Below are 15,651 nucleotides of genomic sequence, written 5' to 3'. Positions count from 1 at the left end.
ATGTCGGTCGCTTCCTCGGTCCTCATCCCCTATGCGTCCTATCTGCGGGTGTACGAGCCGCTGGCCGCGTTCCCCGAGCCGGAGCGGACCCACTGGGACCGGTACGCCCGCCGGCCGCGCACTCCGGGGGCGCAGGACGAGCTGCGGCGCTCGCTGGCCGACCTGCTGCCGACACCGCCGGTCCCGGTGCCGGTCCACGAGAGCGGGGAGGCCTTCGTCGCCCGGCTGGACGGGGTGGTGGTGATCTGCCCGTGGCGGACCCGGCTGCGGGGCTGGCTGGCGCTCCAGGAGCTGGCCGGCCAGTTCCCGGATCCGGTGCTCGACGCGATGCTGCCGCCGGTCGTGCGCGTCCAGGTGGAGAGCGACTACGAGCGGTGGCTGAGCAGGAACCCGGACGCGCGTCCGTGGATCCGTACGGCGGTCTGGCAGGTGCCGCTGCGCTGGTTCGCGCTCTTCGGGGACGAGGACCGGGAGTACGAGCCGGGGGAGCGGCCGTCAGGTGCGGGTACGTCCGGCGCGGGTGCGGGCGGCGCGGGGGCGTCCGGTGCGGGCGCGGGTGGCCCGGCTGCGGGTGGCCCGGCTGCGGGCGGCCCGGGGAAGGCTCCGGTGCTGCGCTACCGGACGACGATGGCGCAGGCGCGCCGCCGTCTCGCGCGGGCGCTGCGGGCCCTGCGGGAGTCGATCGACGACGGTCCGATGACGGAGGGCCTGATCGAGGTGGGGCGCTGGCTGGAGGAGTTTCATCCGCGGGCGCTCGTGGAGCTGGACTTCGGTGGTCTGGTGCACGCGGTCCCGGAGGAGTGGCTGGCGGCGGACCGGTCGGCGGCGCAGCTGGCGGAGGGCATCGCGGCGCTGCGGTCCGGCGACGGCGAGCGGGCGAGCGAAGCGTACGGGCGGCTCGCGGAGCGCTGGCGGACGGTCAGGGATCTTCGCTTCGCGAATTGACATCAGTCGGGCATCTTCGTCAGGTCGGTATCGACAAGACATGTCCGACGGGTGTAAATGATCTTCAGGGCTGTCCGGATACCGCCTGCCCGGTTTTGATTGCCGGGGGTGTCGGGTCCTTCGGCACCCGCCGGGCGGGGACGTTGGTCCCGATCCGGGCCTTTGGCTCAAGCGTGACGGACAGCACGTAACGCACCCTTGCGCCCATCGCCCACCCTCGTGCCAAAATAGGACAAGGAGTCCGGGGAGGGTTCCTTCCGTCCATCTATGGGCGGAACGCTCAGCATTGCACTCTATGGGGGGTCTGAGGACTCCTGATCGCTCTGTGACTGATCGTCACAGTGGCGTGACTGTCCGTTATGGCATGGTCCATCGACTTCCGCCGCTGATGAACACCTGCGAGGGCAATTCCATCGGTTTGGCCGACGTGGCTGGACGGATGGTGTAGTTGTAGTGCCGAGGACAAGCCGTTCGTCCTATAACCGACTCGGCCCGCTTCTGCCATTTCGGGCAACGCGGGTCAAGGTGCAGAATTTAGAGGAAAGAACCGAGAAGGTTCGGTTCTCCCGAGGAGGCCGCTCATGACCGCTCGCACCCCTGATGCCGAGCCGCTGCTGACCCCTGCCGAGGTTGCCACGATGTTCCGCGTGGACCCGAAGACGGTGACCCGTTGGGCGAAGGCCGGGAAGCTCACGTCCATCCGCACCCTGGGTGGGCATCGCCGGTACCGCGAAGCTGAGGTTCGCGCTCTGCTGGCGGGTATTCCGCAGCAGCGCAGCGAGGCCTGAGGTCGCGCAAACACCCCGTAGTACCCCGCAGTACCCCGTAACACCGGGCCTGTCCGGATCCCCCAATCCGGTCGCCCACACCTAGCTCTGCCGACGGATTCCTGCCCCAACAGGCCTTCGTCATCGATCGCGCTGGACTCCGCCGGGTCTGGCGCGATCTTCTTTTGTGCCCGGCGTCACTCTTCGGAGGGCGGTGCAATTGCACATATTAAATCGGGCCCGTGTAGGGAGGGTGTAAGTGAAGCGGTTTCTGAAACTGCTTCAGTGACTCCCGTCACACTGGCGAACTCTTGCCAAAGAACAGCCTCCCACTCCCCGGAACGGCCTCAACCCGCCGTTGGTCATGGGTCGGTGGGACTTTCGTCCTCACTGTCGTCCGCCGGCCCCTCGGGCCCTTCCGCCGGCTCCCCGGACCCTTCCCCCGACTCCGGGAGCTCCGGAAGGCCTGAGGGCTCCGAGAGCTCCGGAAGGTCCATGGAGAGCCGCAGGAGGCGATGGCAGACCACGCAGTGGCGGGTGAGGTGTCCGTACCGCGACGCGGCCGCCAGATGGGCGCGCAGCAGTGCTCTCGTCTCGTGCCGTGCTGCGGACGCCGCGGCCATGCGCGACCACCTCCGGTGTGGGCCCCCGAATCCCTGATGTCCGGGGTACCGGCGGGCCTGTGGCCCCGTCAAGACACGGGAACACAAAGAAAGGCCCGCATCTCACGATGCGGGCCTTTCCTGGAAGCGATCCTGACGGGACTTGAACCCGCGACCTCCACCTTGACAGGGTGGCGAGCTAACCAACTGCTCCACAGGACCTTGGTCGCAACCCCTGAGAAGCGGCTGCGAGAGAGACTGTACAGCAGGTCAGCGGTCCGGTCGAACTCACCGACGGCAACACCCCGCTACGGGGCGGCCGCGTCGATCGCCTTCACGATCCGCTTGTCCGAGACGGGGTGCGCCGTGCCGAGCGCATGGGCGAAGTAGCTCACCCGCAGCTCCTCGATCATCCAGCGGATGTCGGTGACCTCGGACGGCACCGGGCGGCCCTTGGGGAGCTGTTCGAGCAGCCAGGCGTACTCGTCGAGCATCTCCTGGACCTTCTCCATCCGGGTGGTGTCCCGCTGGACCCCGGTCGGCATCTGCTGGAGCCGCCGGTCCACCGCCACCAGATAGCGCATCAGGTCCGGGAGCCGCCTCAGACCCGTACGGGTGACGAAACCGGCCGGCATCAGCCACGCCAGCTGGGCGCGCACGTCGGTCAGGTTGTTGATCAGCGCCAGGCTGTTCGTCGACTTCAGCCGGCGCTCGCACGCCTGCCAGGCCGCCAGGATCTGCTGGACCTGGCCCACCGTCCGCACGGTCGTGTCCACGAGGTCCGCGCGGACCTTGTCGTACAGCTTCCGGAACGACTCCTCGTCCCACGCCGGACCGCCGTGCTCCGCGATCAGCTTGTCGGCCGCCGCGGTGGCGCAGTCGTCGAAGAGGGCCTGGATCGAGCCGTGCGGGTTCGACGACAGGGCCAGCTTCTGCTGGTTGGTCAGCTTGTCCGAGGCGAACTTCGCCGGGTTCACCGGGATGTTCAGCATGATCAGCTTCCGGGTGCCCCGCCACATCGCGAGCTGCTGCTCGGCCTCCGTGTCGAAGAGCCGTACGGCGACGGTCGCGCCCTCGTCCACCAGCGCCGGGTACGCCTTGACCGGCTGCCCGCCCCTCTTGGTCTCGAAGACCTTCGTCAGCGTCCCGATCGTCCAGTCCGTGAGCCCCGTGCGCTCCAGCGAGGGCCCGGAGCCGTCCGGACCCCCGGTGGCCGCCGCAGCGGCCTGGGAGAGGGCCTTACGGGCCTTCGGGCGCAGCTTCAGCCGCAGCGTCTCCAGGTCCTTGTCCTCGGCGAGCTTCCTGCGCCGCTCGTCGACGATCCGGAACGTCACCTTGAGGTGCTCGGGGACCTTCGCCCAGTCGAAGTCCTCGGCCGTCACCGGCACCCCGACCATCCGCTGCAGCTCGCGGGCGAGCGCGCCGTCCAGCGGCTCCTGCACGGGCACGACGACGTCCAGGAAGCGGCTCGCGAAGTTCGGCGCGGGCACGTAGTGCCGGCGGATCGGCTTCGGCAGGGAGCGGATCAGCTCGGTGACAACCTCAGCCCGCAGACCCGGGATCTGCCACTCGAAGCCCTCGTCCGTCACCTGGTTGAGCACCTGGAGAGGGACGTGGACGGTCACGCCGTCGGCGTCCGCGCCGGGCTCGAACTGGTACGTCACCCGGAACTTCAGCGGACCCTGCCGCCAGGAGTCCGGATAGTCGTCCTTGGTGACCCCGGCGGCCTTCTCGTTGATGAGCATCTCGCGCTCGAAGTCGAGGAACTCGGGTTCCTCGTGGCGCTTGTGCTTCCACCAGGAGTCGAAGTGGGCTCCGGACACGACGTGTTCGGGGACGCGCTTGTCGTAGAAGTCGAAGAGCGTCTCGTCGTCGACCAGGATGTCCCGGCGCCGCGCGCGGTGTTCCAGCTCCTCGACCTCGGTGAGGAGCTTGCGGTTGTCCGCGAAGAACTTGTGGTGGGTCCGCCAGTCGCCCTCGACCAGCGCGTTCCTGATGAACAGGTCGCGGGAGACCTCGGGGTCGATCCGGCCGTAGTTGACCTTGCGGTCGGCGATGATCGGGACGCCGTACAGCGTCACCTTCTCGAAGGCCATCACGGCCGCCTGGTCCTTCTCCCAGTGCGGCTCGCTGTACGTCTTCTTCACCAGGTGCTGGGCGAGCGGCTCGATCCACTCGGGCTCCACGCGCGCGTTGACCCGGGCCCAGAGGCGCGAGGTCTCCACCAGCTCGGCGGACATGACGAAGCGCGGGGGCTTCTTGAAGAGCGCGGAACCGGGGAAGATCGCGAACTTGGCGCTGCGGGCGCCCAGGTAGTCGTTCTTCGCGCCGTCCTTCACGTCCTTCATGCCGATGTGGCTGAGGAGACCCGCGAGGAGCGAGATGTGGACGGACTGCTCCGGCGCGTCCTCCTCGTTCACATGGATGCCCAGCTGCTTCGCGACCGTCCGCAGCTGCGCGTAGATGTCCTGCCACTCGCGGATGCGCAGGAAGTTCAGGTACTCCTGCTTGCACATCCGGCGGAAGGAGCTGGAACCCCGCTCCTTCTGCTGCTCACGGATGTACCGCCACATGTTCAGGAAGGCGAGGAAGTCGCTCGTCTCGTCCTTGAACCGGGCGTGCTGCTGATCGGCCTGCGCCTGCTTCTCCGCCGGCCGCTCGCGCGGGTCCTGGATGGAGAGGGCGGCCGCGATCACCATGACCTCGCGGACGCAGCCGTTCTTGTCGGCCTCCAGGACCATCCGGGCGAGCCGCGGGTCGACGGGCAGCTGGGAGAGCTTCCGCCCCTGCTGCGTCAGCCGCTTCTTCGGATCCTTCTCCGTCGGGTCGATCGCGCCCAGCTCCTGGAGGAGCTGCACGCCGTCCCGGATGTTCCGGTGGTCCGGCGGGTCGATGAAGGGGAACTTCTCGATCTCGCCGAGGCCGGCCGCGGTCATCTGGAGGATGACGGAAGCCAGGTTCGTACGGAGGATCTCGGCGTCCGTGAACTCCGGCCGTGAGAGGAAGTCGTCCTCCGAGTACAGCCGGATGCAGATGCCGTCGGACGTACGGCCGCAGCGGCCCTTGCGCTGGTTGGCGCTGGCCTGGCTGACCGGCTCGATCGGCAGCCGCTGCACCTTGGTCCGGTGCGAGTAGCGGGAGATGCGGGCGGTGCCCGGATCGACCACGTACTTGATGCCGGGGACGGTCAGGGACGTCTCGGCGACGTTCGTCGCGAGGACGATCCGGCGGCCGGAGTGCGCCTGGAAGACCCGGTGCTGCTCGGCGTGGCTCAGCCGGGCGTAGAGCGGGAGGACCTCGGTGTTGCGCAGCTGCCGCTTGAGGAGCGCGTCCGCGGTGTCACGGATCTCGCGCTCGCCCGAGAGGAAGACCAGGACGTCGCCGGGACCCTCGGACTGGAGCTCGTCGACGGCCTCGCAGATCGCGGTGATCTGGTCGCGGTCGCTCTCCTCGGAGTCCTCCTCCAGGAGGGGGCGGTAGCGGACCTCGACCGGATACGTACGGCCGGAGACCTCGACGATCGGGGCGTCGCCGAAGTGGCGGGAGAAACGCTCCGGGTCGATGGTCGCCGAGGTGATCACGACCTTGAGGTCGGGGCGCTTCGGGAGCAGCTGGGCCAGATAGCCGAGCAGGAAGTCGATGTTGAGGGACCGCTCGTGGGCCTCGTCGATGATGATCGTGTCGTAGGCGCGCAGCTCGCGGTCCGTCTGGATCTCGGCGAGCAGGATGCCGTCCGTCATCAGCTTCACGAAGGTCGCGTCGGGGTTCACCTGGTCGGTGAAGCGGACCTTCCAGCCGACGGCCTCGCCGAGCGGGGTCCTCAGCTCCTCGGCGACCCGCTCGGCCACCGTGCGGGCCGCGATCCGGCGGGGCTGGGTGTGCCCGATCATGCCCCGGACGCCCCGGCCGAGCTCCAGGCAGATCTTCGGGATCTGGGTGGTCTTTCCCGAACCCGTCTCACCGGCGACGATCACGACCTGGTGGTCGCGTATCGCCTCCAGGATCTCGTCCTTCTTCTGCGAGACGGGCAGCTGCTCGGGATACGTGACCGCGGGCACGCGGGAGGCGCGCCCGTCGACGCGCTCCTTGGCCTTGGCCGCCTCGACGGCGATCTCGTCCAGGACGGCCGCGCGGGCCTCGGGCTTGCGGATGCGGCGGGCGCCTTCGAGACGGCGGCCGAGCCGGTGGGAGTCCCGCAGCGAGACCTCGGCCAGGACGGACTGGAGGGCGGCGAAGGAAGTAGACATACGGAGTCCAGGATCGCACCTGCGGCCGAGAAGCGGCGAACCGATTTCCTGGACCACGAGGTGCGTACTATTTCGGACACGTCGACCGGACCGGAGAGGTTTCGCATGTTCCGCACCACCCGCGTGCCGGTGGCGTTGGCCGCGCTCGTGGCGATGGTCCTGGGACTCCTGGTGTGCGGTGCGACGACGGTCACCCCCGCGGGGACGGCCCCGGTCGTCCTGGGCGCCGCCGTCCCCGGCTGCGACCCGGGCCACCCCGTCGACGAAGGGGCCGCCGGTCCCGTCGTACCCCCACGCGCGCACGGCTTCGCCGAACTGCTGCCGGCCCTGGCCGCCGACCGGACCCCGTGCCGGGTCCGGGAACAGCATTCGCCCAGCCGGGGCGTGTCGGCGGGACGGGAGCCACCCGCGCGCGTACCCCTGTCTCCCGTGGAGCTGTCGGTCCTGAGGGTCTAGACGGACGGCCGTCCTCCGCCGTCCTCATCCCCCTTTTCTCCTCTTTCTCCTCAGGAGCGCTTCCGCATGTCCAAGCCCAAGTCCAAGTCCAAGCCCAAGTCCAAGCCCAAGCCCAAGTCCAAGTCCAAGCCGATCGTCGTCGTCTCCGGGGTGGCCCTCGCCGCCGTGCTGCTCGGCGTCGTCTCGTACACCGCCACCCGGCCCGCGTCCCCCGGCGCCGCCGGTTCCTCCTCCGTCGCCGAGGTGTCCGCCGACCCGTCCGCCGGTGTCTACGCCGAACTGGAGGCGTACGCCCGCCGCGACGCCTCCGACAAGCTCGCCCTCGGCCGCGCCGACGCGCCCGTCGTGCTCATCGAGTACGCCGACTTCAAATGCGGCTACTGCGGGAAGTTCGCCCGGGACACCGAGCCGGTGCTGGTGAAGAAGTACGTCGACAACGGCACCCTGCGCATCGAGTGGCGGAACTTCCCGATCTTCGGCGAGGAGTCCGAGGCGGTCGCCCGCGCGTCCTGGGCCGCCGGGCAGCAGGGCCGGTTCTGGGAGTTCCACAAGGCCGCCTACGCGGAGGGCGCCAAGGAGAAGGGCTTCGGCAAGGACCGGATCGCGGCCCTGGCGAAGGAGGCGGGCGTCCCCGACGCGGCCCGGTTCGCGAAGGACAGCGAGGGGGCGGCGGCCCGCGCGGCCGTGAGCGCGGACCAGGAGCAGGGCTACTCCCTCGGCGCCACCTCCACCCCCTCGTTCCTGATCAACGGCCGGCCCATCGCGGGCGCGCAGCCGCTGGAGACGTTCACGGAGACGATCGAGGCGGCGGCCAAGGCGGCGAAGGCGAAGGCGAAGTCGCCGAAGTCGCCGAAGTCGCCGAAGTCGCCGAAGCCGTCGGAGCCGTCCGCGTCGGGCGCGTCGGGCGAGGCCGCCGAGACCGGTGCCGGGCAGTGACCTCCGGCATCGGCTATTTCGCGGCCTTCCTCGGCGGGCTGCTCGCCCTGCTCAGCCCGTGCAGCGCCCTGCTCCTGCCGGCCTTCTTCGCGTATTCGATCGACACGCGCGCGAAGCTGGTGGCCAGGACCGGCATCCTCTACGCGGGGCTGGCCACCACCCTCGTCCCGCTCGGCGCGGCCGGCTCCTTCGCGGGCCGCCTCTTCTACGGCCACCGGGACCTGCTGGTCACCGTCGGCGGCTGGCTGATCATCGGCCTCGGCGTCCTCCAGATCCTCGGCCTGGGCTTCGCCTCCCGGCGGATCGCCGAGGCGAGCGGCCGCATCCGGCCCACGTCCGCGCTCTCCGTCTACGCCCTCGGCCTGGTCTACGGCCTCGCGGGCTTCTGCGCGGGCCCGATCCTCGGCAGCGTCCTGACGGTGGCGGCGCTGAGCGGCAGCCCGGCGTACGGGGGGCTGCTCCTCGCCGTGTACGCGCTCGGCATGGCCGTTCCGCTGTTCGTGCTCGCGCTGCTCTGGGAGCGGTACGACCTGGGCCGGCGGTCCTGGCTGCGCGGCCGGCCGCTCCGGGTGGGCCGGCTCACGCTCCACTCGACGTCGCTGCTCTCGGGCCTGTTCTTCGTGGCTCTCGGCACGCTCTTCCTGGTCTTCGACGGGACGACCGCGCTGCCGGGTCTGCTGTCGGTGGACGACTCGTTCGCGGTGGAGCAGCGGGTGTCCTCGCTCGGCCGGGCGGTCCCGGACTGGGCGCTGCTCGTCGCGGTGGTGGCCGTGGTGGCGCTGGTGCTCGCGCTGCGGGCAAGGCGGGGGAGCCGTACGGGGGAACGCGAGGAGGTGTGACGGATACGGGGAGGGGGCGCCGGCCCCTTCCCCGTACGGACGTCTCCCCCCGCCCCCGGGAACGACGAAGGCCCCGTTCTTTCGAACGGGGCCTTCTCTTTGTGGCTGGGGCCGGGGTCGAACCGGCGACCTATCGCTTTTCAGGCGATCGCTCGTACCAACTGAGCTACCCAGCCACGAAGCTGTTTCCAGCTTCAGCGACTCTGACGGGACTTGAACCCGCGACCTCCACCTTGACAGGGTGGCGAGCTAACCAACTGCTCCACAGAGCCAAGCTTGTGTGCGATCACTAGTCTCGCACACGGTACTGCGTGCCCCCAACGGGATTCGAACCCGTGCTACCGCCTTGAAAGGGCGGCGTCCTGGGCCACTAGACGATGAGGGCGTGTAGCCTGTACTGCTCTCTGCTTCGTCCGTGCGGCCCCAGGGGGACGTGAGAAGCATGTGACTCCGCTTCCCCCGAAGGTTCCGCTTCTCCTCGGTTCCTTGCGGAACCTTCGGACGGTCAAGCCCTGACCGGCGCCCTTGGGCACGAGCAGACTGTACTACGACCGCTGGACCTCGACCAAACCGAATGCGCGCGGGGGACAATGGGCGCGTGCTGGAGATGACGCGCGAGGAGTTCGAAGAACTGGTCGCCGAGGCCCTGGACCGGATTCCGCCGGAGCTGACGCGGCTGATGGACAACGTCGCGGTGTTCGTGGAGGACGAGCCCGCCCCGGACGATCCCGACCTGCTCGGGCTCTACGAGGGGACGCCGCTGACCGAGCGCGGTGAGTGGTACGCCGGTGTGCTGCCGGACCGGATCACGATCTACCGGGGGCCGACGCTGCGGATGTGCGAGTCGCGCGAGGACGTGGTCGCGGAGACCGAGATCACGGTGGTGCACGAGATCGCCCACCACTTCGGCATCGACGACGAGCGGCTGCACGCGCTGGGCTACGGCTGAGCCGGCCCGGCGTCCGAGGCGTGTTCGACGCTCGGACCCGTTCGGGCGTGTCCCTTGTGGCGCCGAGGGAGTTGGGCAGTGCAACGCGTTCCGTTCCTGCCTGTCGTGTCCTGGAGGTGCCCCCGTGCGCCATTTGCCCACCCGTGTCAGCTGGGCCGCCGCCGCGCTGGCCGTCGCGGCCTGTGCCGGTCTGAGCGGCTGTATGAGTGTGAGTGACGAGGGGGCGAAGCCGGCGCCCGGCGCGTCCGGCGGGAAGCGGGGCGTGGCGACCGAGTCCGGCGGCGGCGCGGCCGGGGAGCCCGGCGGCGACGGCGGCTCGGGGAACGGCCGGCCGGACGCCGGCGGCCCCGACGTGGCCGGCTCCGGTACGGAGTCCCCGGTGCCGAGCGGCTCTCCCTCGGGCACGGCGAAGCCCTCCACGGGCGCGGTGCTGCCCGTGGAGGGTCCGGGCGGGCCCGGCGGCCCGTCGAAGCCGCACCCGACGGGCGGCCCCGGCGGCCCCGGCGGCGGCGCGGGCGGCTCCGCCGGGAACGGCGACGGCGGCGGTGGCGCGGGCGGCGGCGACGGGAACGGGAGCGGCGGCGGAAACGGCGGCGGGGCGAACGGCGGCGGCTCCGGCGGGCCCGGCGGTGGCGAGCCCACGCCGACGTCGGACCCGGAGCCCGAGCCGACCCCGGAACCGACGCCCGAGCCGACGTCCAACCCGACCCCCGAGCCGACGCCGGAGCCGACGTCCAACCCGACCGATCCACCGACGTCCGGATCCGAGCCGCAGATGGGTGCGATGCGCGCGGCGGACGGGCCGGGAGCGCCCCCGGAGCCGGCGGCGTCTCCGCAGGTCGGACCGGTGTGAGGGAGTCCGATTTGCCATAGGTGGGGGAGGGTGCGTATGGTGGTAGATCGTTTGATCCCATTGCCCGGCGCCGACACAGAAGAGCGCCGCGTGGCGCGTACTCTCCCTAGCCGTGGCTGACCGCATTGAGGCGGTCGTTTGCGAAATCACGGAGTTGACGGGCGCGTGCCGAGACTCCGGAAGGTTTCGCATTTCGCATGTCCATTTTCAGTTCTGACCACGCCGTCATGCCCGAGAACGACGAGATCGTCGACGCCGCCGAGGCTGTCGCGATCGTCGAGATCGACACCGACGACCTCGCCGAGGCCGTAGAGGCCCTCGACATCGACACGGACGTCGACGGTTCCGACGACTCCGTCGAGGAGCCCGCCGAGCCCACCATCACCTTCGGCGACCTCGGTCTGCCGGACGGCGTCGTGCGCAAGCTCGCGCAGAACGGCGTGACCACCCCCTTCCCGATCCAGGCGGCGACCATCCCGGACGCCCTGGCCGGCAAGGACATCCTGGGCCGTGGCCGTACCGGCTCCGGCAAGACCCTCTCCTTCGGTCTGCCGCTGCTCGCCGGCCTGGCCGACGGTCACACCGAGAAGAAGAAGCCCCGCGGCATCATCCTCACGCCGACGCGTGAGCTCGCGATGCAGGTCGCGGACGCCCTCCAGCCGTACGGCGACGTGCTCGGCCTCAAGATGAAGGTCGTCTGCGGCGGTACGTCGATGGGCAACCAGATCTACGCGCTGGAGCGCGGCGTCGACGTCCTCGTCGCCACCCCGGGCCGTCTGCGCGACATCATCAACCGCGGCGCCTGCTCCCTGGAGCAGGTCAAGATCGCCGTCCTCGACGAGGCCGACCAGATGGCCGACCTGGGCTTCCTGCCCGAGGTCACCGAGCTGCTCGACCAGATCCCCGGCGGCGGCCAGCGCATGCTCTTCTCCGCCACCATGGAGAACGAGATCGGCACCCTGGTCAAGCGCTACCTGACCGACCCCGTCACGCACGAGGTCGACAGCGCGCAGGGCAACGTCACGACCATGACCCACCACGTCCTCGTCGTGAAGCCGAAGGACAAGGCCCCGGTCACCGCGGCGATCGCCGCCCGCAAGGGCCGCACGATCATCTTCGTCCGCACCCAGCTGGGCGCCGACCGCATCGCCGAGCAGCTGTGCGACTCCGGCGTGAAGGCCGACGCGCTGCACGGTGGCATGACGCAGGGCGCCCGTACCCGCGTCCTGGAGGACTTCAAGAAGGGTTACGTCAACGCCCTCGTGGCGACCGACGTCGCCGCCCGAGGCATCCACGTCGACGGCATCGACCTGGTCCTCAACGTGGACCCGGCCGGCGACCACAAGGACTACCTGCACCGTTCGGGCCGTACCGCCCGTGCCGGCCGCTCCGGTGTCGTGGTCTCCCTGGCCCTGCCGCACCAGCGCCGTCAGATCTTCCGCCTGATGGAGGACGCGGGCGTCGACGCCTCGCGCCACATGGTCGGCGGTTCGGGCGTCTTCGACCCCGAGGTCGCCGAGATCACCGGCGCCCGTTCGCTGACCGAGGTCCAGGCCGACTCGGCGAACAACTCGGCCAAGCAGGCCGAGCGCGAGGTCGTCGACCTGACCAAGCAGCTGGAGCGCCTGCAGCGCCGCGCCGTCGAGCTCCGCGAGGAGGCCGACCGTCTGGTGGCCCGCGCCGCCCGTGAGCGTGGCGAGGACCCCGAGGCCGCTGTCGCCGAGGTGACCGAGGCCGCCGACGCCGAGGTCGCGGCCGCCGCCGTGGAGGCCGAGCGCGCCGCCCGCGCCGAGGAGCAGCGCCGCGAGGAGCGCCCGGCCCGCGACGAGCGGGGCAACTACGAGCGCCGTGACCGTGGCGGCTTCAACCGCGACGACCGTGGTGACCGCGGTGGCTTCCGCGGCGGTGACCGTGGTGGCGACCGTGGCGGGTTCCGCCGCGACAACGACCGTCCGTCCGGTGGTTTCCGTCGTGACGACCGCCCCTCGGGTGGCTTCAACCGCGATGACCGTGGTGGCCGTTCTTTCGAGCGTCGTGACAACGACCGTCCGTCCGGTGGTTTCCGTCGTGACGACCGCCCCTCGGGTGGCTTCAACCGCGATGACCGTGGCGGCCGTTCTTTCGAGCGTCGTGACAACGACCGTCCGTCCGGTGGTTTCCGTCGTGACGACCGCCCCTCGGGTGGCTTCAACCGTGACGACCGTGGCGGCCGTTCTTTCGAGCGTCGTGACAACGACCGTCCGTCCGGTGGTTTCCGTCGTGACGACCGCCCCTCGGGTGGCTTCAACCGCGATGACCGTGGCGGCCGTTCTTTCGAGCGTCGTGACAACGACCGTCCGACCGGCGGCCACCGTGGCAGCGACCGTCCGTTCAACCGCGACCGTCGTGACGACCGCCCCGCCGGCGGCTTCCGCTCGGGTGGCGGCGACCGCCCGTACGGCCGTCGTGACGACCACCGCGGCACCGGCTCGACCGGCTCGACCGGCTCGACCGGTGGCTCCTTCGGCCGCCGCGACGACAAGCCGCGCTGGAAGCGCAACGGCTGACCTCACGTAGCACTCTGAGCAGGGCCCGTACGACACTTCGGTGACGTACGGGCCCTGCCGCTTTGAACAGGCTCGAACGTCGCTTTCGGCGTGCGGGGGCGGCCGGCATGAGGACGGGCCCCGAGCCATACGCGTATACCCGATCGGTTCGGGGGATCTCTCGGGCTATGCTGCACGGGTGTGCTTGTCCACGGGCCGTTAGCTCAATTGGCAGAGCAGCGGACTTTTAATCCGTTGGTTGTGGGTTCGAGTCCCACACGGCCTACGTGTGGCAGGCGGGGGTTTCGGTCTCCGAGCTGCCGAGAAGCGCCCCGACCGGTTTCGACCGGTCGGGGCGTTTCCGTATCCGGGACGCGGTGTGCGGCGCCGTGGGTGAATCTGGTTCGTGCACGCTGAGCATGGAGGTGGGGACCGTGACGGGGAACGGATCCGGTGATCCGATGGACCAGGCCCGGACGCTGGCGCGGTGGGCGCTCGGCGCCGCCGCGGTGGCGCTCGTGCTGCTGCTGACGGGGCTCGGCGCCGGCGGGCTGCTGGTCCTCCTGGGCGCGCTCGTGGGGCTTGCCTGCTCGGCCGTGGGCATCTGGTGGTTCCTCGCCCACCGCGGGCCGCTGCGGGTGTCCGGCGCCCTGCTCGCCGTCGCCGCGCCGCTCGCCGTCCTCGTCCTGTACGTCGCCTGGGGCCCCTGGCTGACCGGGCTCGGGGCCCTCGCGTCGTGGAGCGTCGCGCTGATCTGCGCGCGGGCCGCCCTGCGCCTCATCCGCGACATGAACGGCGCGCCGGCGCGCCCGCGGCCGAAGCGGCGGCCCCGGCCGAAGCGGCCCGTGCTGATCATGAACCCGAAGTCCGGGGGCGGGAAGGTCGCCCGCTTCGGGCTCGTCGAGCGGGCCGAGAGACTGGGCGCGCGGGTCGTCCTCATCGACCCGTCCGTCGAGACCGATGTCGCCGCGCTCGCCCGGGAGGCCGTCGCCGACGGCGCCGACCTGCTCGGGGTGGCGGGAGGGGACGGCACCCAGGCGCTGGTCGCCGCCGTGGCCGCCGAGCACGACCTGCCCTTCCTCGTCATCTCCGCCGGGACCCGCAACCACTTCGCCCTGGACCTGGGCCTCGACCGCGCCGACCCGACGACCTGTCTGGACGCCCTCGTCGACGGCGAGGAACTCCGCGTCGACCTCGGCTCCGTGTCCGGGCGGGCGTTCGTCAACACCGTCTCCTTCGGTGTGTACGCCGATGTCGTCCAGCTCCCCGAGTACCGCGACGCGAAGGCCGGCACCGCCGTCGACGTCCTGCCCGACCTGCTCCAGGGCGGCGGCGGCGACCGTCTCGACGCGACCGCCGACGGCCTCCGGCTGCCCGCCCAGCAGGCCCTCCTCGTCAGCAACAACGCGTACGCCGCGCCTGATCCGTTCGGCGCCGCCGCCGCCCGGAGACCGCGCCTGGACGGCGGTGAGCTCGGGGTGATCGCGATCCGGGTCGACGGGGCCGCGCAGGCCGCCGAGATGGCCGTACGGGGCACCCAGGCGACCGGCCTGAACGTCCTGACGGCCGCTCGGGTCGAGGTGACCGGGAAGGCCGCGGCCCCCGTCCCCGTGCCGGCCTCGGTCTTCGTCCCCGCGCCGACCCGTGCCCCCGGCGCCCCCGGCACCATCGCCGTCGCCGTCGACGGTGAGGCGCTGACCCTCCCCACCCCCGTCGTCTGCACCCTGCGCCCCGGCGCCCTACGGGTCCTCGTGCCGCGTGACCGGCCCGGCGTCATCGAGCCCCGGCCGCCACTGGACTGGCGGCGCATCACCGAAATCGCCTTCCAGCCCACTTCGAGGAGCAGCGGTTCATGACCGGCACCACCACCCCCAACCCCAACCCCACGCGCACCACGAACCCCGTCCGGGCCGTCCTCAGGGACCTCCGCGCGATCGACGGGGCCGTCTACGCCGCCGTGGCCGCCACGCCCACGCCCACCCTCGACACGGGCTTCCGCAGGCTGTCGCACGCGGCGAACCACTCCAAGATCTCGTTCGCCGTGGCGGCCGGGCTCGCCCTCTTCCCCGGCCGGCCGCGCCGGGCCGCCCTCGCCGGCGTCGGGGCGGTGGCCGTCGCCTCCGCCACGGCCAACCTGCTGGGCAAGCGTCTCGTCCGCAGGCCGCGGCCGGACCGGGAGGCGGCCCGGGTCGTCGTGGGCCGGCATGTGCCGATGCCGGACTCGGCCTCGTTCCCCTCCGGACACACCGCGTCGGCGGTCGCCTTCGCGACCGCCGTGGGGGTGGTCTTCCCGCCGGTCGCCGTGCCGCTGCAGGTCCTGGCGATGGCCGTGGGCTACTCCCGCGTCCACACCGGGGTGCACTATCCGGGTGACGTCGCCGCGGGCGCCGTCCTCGGCGTCGCGAGCGCCGCCGTCTCCCTGACGGCCGTGGCCTCCTTGACGGCCGCCAGGGGGAAGTGACCGGGCGTCGGAGACACCCGGTCCCCTCGGAAGCCGACTGTTGCCGTACGCCCGGCCGTTGCCGTACGCGG

General features: G+C 71.0%; 12 protein-coding genes and 5 tRNA genes. 11 read left to right on the top strand and 6 right to left on the bottom strand.

All coding sequences use genetic code 11. The annotated features are described in order from the left end of the window. Entirely contained in the window at positions 1–945 is a 945-nt protein-coding gene (locus N5875_RS18585; protein WP_338494968.1) for a hypothetical protein, read from the top strand. A gap of 581 nt (positions 946–1,526) precedes the next feature. Beyond that, positions 1,527–1,733, top strand: coding sequence for a developmental transcriptional regulator BldC (bldC, locus tag N5875_RS18580; protein ID WP_003949541.1), 207 nt, complete (start codon positions 1,527–1,529; stop codon positions 1,731–1,733). Positions 1,734–2,074: 341 nt separating this feature from the next. On the opposite strand, the gene N5875_RS18575 is transcribed toward bldC, so the two are convergent. The 3 genes from N5875_RS18575 to hrpA form a co-directional block, all read right to left on the bottom strand. Beyond that, the gene (locus N5875_RS18575) at positions 2,075–2,335 is read right to left on the bottom strand and encodes a DUF6274 family protein (RefSeq protein WP_338494966.1); all 261 of its coding nucleotides are present in this window, start codon (positions 2,333–2,335) and stop codon (positions 2,075–2,077) included. Between the two features lie 127 nt (positions 2,336–2,462). Continuing rightward, positions 2,463–2,536: transfer RNA gene (locus N5875_RS18570), tRNA-Asp, on the bottom strand. Between the two features lie 86 nt (positions 2,537–2,622). After that, positions 2,623–6,561, bottom strand: a complete 3,939-nt coding sequence (hrpA, locus tag N5875_RS18565) for an ATP-dependent RNA helicase HrpA (RefSeq protein WP_318208419.1) — start codon at positions 6,559–6,561, stop codon at positions 2,623–2,625. Positions 6,562–6,666: 105 nt separating this feature from the next. Between hrpA and N5875_RS18560 the strand changes: the two genes are divergently transcribed. The 3 genes from N5875_RS18560 to N5875_RS18550 all read left to right on the top strand — a co-directional run bounded on the left by N5875_RS18560 (position 6,667) and on the right by N5875_RS18550 (position 8,792). Then, a complete protein-coding gene (locus tag N5875_RS18560; RefSeq protein WP_318208420.1) occupies positions 6,667–7,017 on the top strand; it encodes a hypothetical protein in 351 nt (116 codons plus the stop codon). A 66-nt stretch (positions 7,018–7,083) separates the two neighbouring features. After that, positions 7,084–7,953: a thioredoxin domain-containing protein gene (locus N5875_RS18555; protein WP_338494963.1), complete on the top strand. Its 870-nt coding sequence runs from the start codon at positions 7,084–7,086 to the stop codon at positions 7,951–7,953. Continuing rightward, the gene (locus N5875_RS18550; protein ID WP_318208422.1) at positions 7,950–8,792 is read left to right on the top strand and encodes a cytochrome c biogenesis CcdA family protein; all 843 of its coding nucleotides are present in this window, start codon (positions 7,950–7,952) and stop codon (positions 8,790–8,792) included. The genes N5875_RS18555 and N5875_RS18550 overlap by 4 nt, the downstream gene beginning before the upstream one ends. A 102-nt stretch (positions 8,793–8,894) precedes the next feature. Here N5875_RS18550 and N5875_RS18545 read toward each other — a convergent pair. The 3 genes from N5875_RS18545 to N5875_RS18535 all read right to left on the bottom strand — a co-directional run bounded on the left by N5875_RS18545 (position 8,895) and on the right by N5875_RS18535 (position 9,177). Beyond that, positions 8,895–8,968, bottom strand: a tRNA-Phe gene (locus tag N5875_RS18545). Positions 8,969–8,990: 22 nt separating this feature from the next. After that, positions 8,991–9,064, bottom strand: a tRNA-Asp gene (locus N5875_RS18540). A gap of 40 nt (positions 9,065–9,104) precedes the next feature. Continuing rightward, positions 9,105–9,177, bottom strand: a tRNA-Glu gene (locus tag N5875_RS18535). 213 nt (positions 9,178–9,390) lie between these two features. Here N5875_RS18535 and N5875_RS18530 point away from each other — a divergent pair. The 6 genes from N5875_RS18530 to N5875_RS18505 all read left to right on the top strand — a co-directional run bounded on the left by N5875_RS18530 (position 9,391) and on the right by N5875_RS18505 (position 15,580). Then, entirely contained in the window at positions 9,391–9,741 is a 351-nt protein-coding gene (locus tag N5875_RS18530; RefSeq protein WP_187622110.1) for a metallopeptidase family protein, read from the top strand. A 124-nt stretch (positions 9,742–9,865) separates the two neighbouring features. After that, positions 9,866–10,594, top strand: a complete 729-nt coding sequence (locus N5875_RS18525; protein WP_338494958.1) for a hypothetical protein — start codon at positions 9,866–9,868, stop codon at positions 10,592–10,594. 197 nt (positions 10,595–10,791) lie between these two features. Further along, complete coding sequence (locus tag N5875_RS18520; RefSeq protein ID WP_338494956.1) at positions 10,792–13,140, top strand: DEAD/DEAH box helicase; 2,349 nt, start codon at positions 10,792–10,794, stop codon at positions 13,138–13,140. 192 nt (positions 13,141–13,332) lie between these two features. After that, a tRNA-Lys gene (locus N5875_RS18515) sits at positions 13,333–13,405 on the top strand. 175 nt (positions 13,406–13,580) lie between these two features. Further along, positions 13,581–14,975, top strand: a complete 1,395-nt coding sequence (locus N5875_RS18510; RefSeq protein ID WP_338499198.1) for a diacylglycerol kinase family protein — start codon at positions 13,581–13,583, stop codon at positions 14,973–14,975. Beyond that, positions 14,972–15,580, top strand: a complete 609-nt coding sequence (locus N5875_RS18505; RefSeq protein ID WP_318208426.1) for a phosphatase PAP2 family protein — start codon at positions 14,972–14,974, stop codon at positions 15,578–15,580. Before N5875_RS18510 ends, N5875_RS18505 begins: the two co-directional genes overlap by 4 nt. Positions 15,581–15,651: the final 71 nt, after the last annotated feature.

The organism is Streptomyces sp. SJL17-4, from assembly GCF_036826855.1.
GTDB lineage: Bacteria > Actinomycetota > Actinomycetes > Streptomycetales > Streptomycetaceae > Streptomyces.
The sequence above is the reverse complement of the archived record's forward strand: the minus strand, read 5'-3'. Positions and strand labels throughout refer to the sequence as shown.